The organism is Nocardia nova NBRC 15556 (genome assembly GCF_001613005.1).
Lineage (GTDB): Bacteria > Actinomycetota > Actinomycetes > Mycobacteriales > Mycobacteriaceae > Nocardia > Nocardia nova.
The window spans coordinates 1-3616 of sequence record NZ_BDBN01000170.1 but is presented as its reverse complement, the minus strand read 5'-3'; the positions used below and the strand labels follow the sequence as shown (position 1 = coordinate 3616).

General features: G+C 69.1%; 4 protein-coding genes. 2 read left to right on the top strand and 2 right to left on the bottom strand.

All coding sequences use genetic code 11. The features are described 5' to 3' along the window. The coding region (locus NN2_RS35435; RefSeq protein ID WP_063019612.1) for a phosphotransferase family protein at nt 1-881 on the bottom strand (881 nt) is incomplete at its 3' end. A gap of 26 nt (nt 882-907) precedes the next feature. Then, the gene (locus tag NN2_RS35430; protein WP_063019610.1) at nt 908-2209 is read right to left on the bottom strand and encodes an acyl-CoA dehydrogenase family protein; all 1302 of its coding nucleotides are present in this window, start codon (nt 2207-2209) and stop codon (nt 908-910) included. 91 nt (nt 2210-2300) lie between these two features. Here NN2_RS35430 and NN2_RS35425 point away from each other — a divergent pair, with 91 nt between their 5' ends. Beyond that, complete coding sequence (locus NN2_RS35425) at nt 2301-2780, top strand: VOC family protein (protein ID WP_063019608.1); 480 nt, start codon at nt 2301-2303, stop codon at nt 2778-2780. Further along, nucleotides 2777-3610 carry an SDR family oxidoreductase gene (locus NN2_RS35420; protein WP_063019606.1) on the top strand — a complete coding sequence of 278 codons (834 nt, stop codon included), beginning with the start codon at nt 2777-2779 and terminating at the stop codon, nt 3608-3610. The genes NN2_RS35425 and NN2_RS35420 overlap by 4 nt, the downstream gene beginning before the upstream one ends. Nucleotides 3611-3616: the final 6 nt, after the last annotated feature.

Here is a 3616-nt window from a genome sequence, read left to right as displayed (position 1 = left end):
CCGCGTTCCAGCACGATCGCCAGCTTCCATTTCGCCAGGATCAGGTAGTAGTCGAGGTCGTCGACCTGGCGGCCGGACACGTCCGCGTAGCGCGCGACCAGTTGGTCGCGCGACGGCATACCGCGCAGATCCACATAACTCACTCCCGCGGCCTCCGGTGCGGAGGTGTCCTCCGGCCAACTCTGCACCATCCAGGCGAGATCGAGTTTCGGATCGCCGACCGTTCCCATCTCCCAGTCGACCAGCGCCGCCAGCCGGGCGGGCGCGCCGTGTTCGAACATGACGTTGGCGAACTGGTAGTCACCGTGCATGAGGCCCGGGATGTAGTCGAGGGGCCGGTGCGCGCGCAGCCATGCGGTGGCCTCGGCCATCCCGTCGAGGTCGCGGCCGCGGTGGCGGGCGAAGAAGTCGGTCCAGCGCTGGACCTGCCGTTCGTGGAAGCCGTCGGGACGGCCCAGATCCTGTAATCCCCTGGCGCGCCAGTCGACTCGCGACAGCAGGGCGATCCCTTCGGCGAGCCGGTAGGCCAGGCCGGCCCGGGCGCCGAGGTCGGTGTCGAACGGCGCCGGCCAGCGTTTGCTGTCCATCGGCGACCAGCCGTCCACATAGCCCATCAGGTAGAAGGTGCGGCCCAGCACGGAATGGTCGGCGCAGACCGCGACCGCGGGCGTATGCGGCACGTCGGTGCCCTCCAGGGCCGCGGTGATCCGCCACTCCCGCTCGATCCCGGCGTCGCGTTCGGGTGGTGCGCCGGCGGGCGGGATGCGCAGGACGCAGCGATGGTCGCCGCGATCGATCAGATAGATCTCGTTCTGGGTGCCGCCGGAGAGGAACCGGGCCTGCGCCGGTTCGCCGCGGCCGGGCAGGTCGCGGGCGTCCATCCACTCGGCGAGGCGGGCGGTGTCGATCACTGGTTACCTACTTCGTGTTCGAGATAGTCGGCGAATTTCGCGCGCGCGGCGTCGAGCTTCTTCGGAATCCACTGGCTGGGCCACAGATCCTCGCTCGGGCGGTACTCGCGCAGTACCTGTTTGGCGACGGTGCCCTTGTGTACCTCGGTGGGCCCGTCGGCCAGCCCCATCACCCCGGCGCCGTGGATCATGGTGAAGAACGGCATCTCGTTGGTGACCCCGAGCGCACCGTGCACCTGCATCGCGCGCCAGGCGATGTCGTGCAGCACGGTCGGCATCACGACCTTCACCGCGGCGATGTCCTTGCGCACCTTGCGGTAGTCGTTGTATTTGTCGATCTCCCACGCGGTGTAGAGCACGAACAGCCGGAACTGTTGTAGCTGGGCGTAGGAATCGGCGATATAGCCCTGCACGAACTGTTTGTCCGACAACCGGCTGCCCGCCGTTTCGCGGCTCAGTGCCCGCTCGCACATCATGTCCAGCGCGCTGCGAGCCAGTCCGATGGTGCGCATGGCGTGATGGATGCGGCCACCGCCGAGCCGGGTCTGCGCGATCGCGAACGCCTGTCCGGCGCCGCCGAGCAGTGCCGAATCCGGCACGCGCACATTGTCGTAGTGGATCAGCGCGTGCGCGCCGCCGTCGAGCGGCTCGCCGTAGAGCCCGACATTGCGTTCGATGCGAACACCGGGAGTGTCGGTCGGAACCAGGAACATCGACATGCCTTGGTAGGCACTGACATTCGGGTCGGTCACCACCATGACGATGAGAAAGGCCGCGGTGGCCGCGTTCGAGGAGAAGAACTTCCAGCCGTTGATGATCCAGTCGTCGCCGTCGCGCACGGCGGAGGTGGTGAACCGGGTCGGGTCGGCGCCGGCCTGCGGTTCGGTCATCGAATAGCTGGAGAACAGGTCACCCGCGAGCAGCGGCCGCAGGTAGCGCCGCTTCTGCTCCTCGGTGCCGAAATGCGCGATGATCTCGGCGTTGCCGGTATCGGGCGCCTGGCATCCGAAGATCACCGGCGCCCACGACGACCGCCCCAGAATCTCGTTCAGCAGCGCCAGTTTCAGCTGCCCGTAGCCCTGCCCGCCGAGATCGGGGCCCAAATGCGTGGCCCACAGCCCCTGGTCGCGCACCTGCTGTTTGAGCGGATCGAGCACGGCGCGGCGGGCCGGGTCCGGCGGCACGAACTGCTCGTGCGGCCAGAGCAGGTCGAGCGGTTCGACCTCCTCGCGGACGAACGCATCGGCCCAGTCCAGCTTTTGCTGGAACTGCGGATCGGTCTCGAAGTCCCACGCCATTGCGCCTCCTCCCATTCGGTGGAAATATGATTCTCATGAAGAAGAATAGCATTCTTGACACGGCGACTGGCATTTCGGCGAGCGGGAACGGATGAGGGCCGCCGACCAGTTCCACATCGGCATCGTCGCCGCGGACGTGGCGGCCACGACCGCGGCGCTGTCGCAGGTGCTGGGCTACGAGTGGGGTATCGAGACGGGCGGGCCGCTCACGGTGGTGTCGTCCTCCGGTGAACAGGCCGTCGATATCCGCTGCGTGTACTCGACGACCGTGCCGCGTGTGGAGGTGATCCGGGCGGTGGCGGGCACCCTGTGGGAACCGGTGTCCGGCAGCGGCATTCACCACGTCGGCTACTGGTCCGACGACGTGGCCGCCGATATCGCGGAACTGGAGCGAACCGGATACACGGTGGAGGCGATGCGGCCGGGTCCCGGCGATGCGCCGCTGTTCGCCTTCCTGAACGGCCCGAACGGCTTCCGCGTCGAATTGCTCACGCGCGCCGCCGAATCCGGCCTGGCCCGCTGCTGGGCGGCGCCGGGCGACGAACGACAGAACGAAGGTGATCGAGGATGACAGCGGTAGGGCTGGTGACCGGCGCGGGACGCGGGATGGGCCTGGAATGTGCCCGCGCGCTGGCGCAACGGGTGGATGTGCTGGTGCTGGCCGATCGGGACGAGGCGGGTGCGGCCGCGGCCGCGCGGCAGCTGACGTCCGGGCATACCCGGGCCGAGGCGTTCGTGGTCGACGTCGCCGATCGCGAGCGGGTCTCGGAACTGGCGGAATATGTCGGCGGCCGAGGGCAATTGCGTGCCGTCGCGCATGCGGCGGGGATCTCGCCCACGATGGCGGACTGGCGCCGCATCTTCACCGTGGACCTGATCGGCACCGTCCACCTGCTGGACGCGTTGCGGCCCCTGGTCGGTCCGGGCACGGCGACGGTGGTGTTCGCCTCGATGGCGCCGCTGCTGGATCCGAACCCACCGGATCCCGCCGCCCTCGCCGTGCTCGACGATCCGCTGCACGAGCATTTCCTCGACCGGATCCGCGAGACCGTGGGCCCGGCGGTGGAGCATCCGGGCATCGCCTACGGGTGGGCCAAACGCGGTGTGCAGCGGCTGGTCTGGCGGGAGGCAGTGCGGCTGGGGCCCTCCGGAGGGCGGATCTGCTCGGTTTCGCCCGGCATCATCGACACCCCGCAGGGCCGCCAGGAAGCAGCCGAACACGCGACCATGCGACAGTTGGCCGAGCGCACGCCGCTGCGCCGGGAAGGGCGTCCCGAAGAGGTGGCGGCCGTGGTGGCCTTCGCGCTCTCCGACGCGGCGAGCTTCCTCAACGGCACCGACCTGGTCGTCGACGGCGGCGTGACGGCGGCGCTGCGGGCCGGGCCGGACGCGCGGCGGTGAGCGACG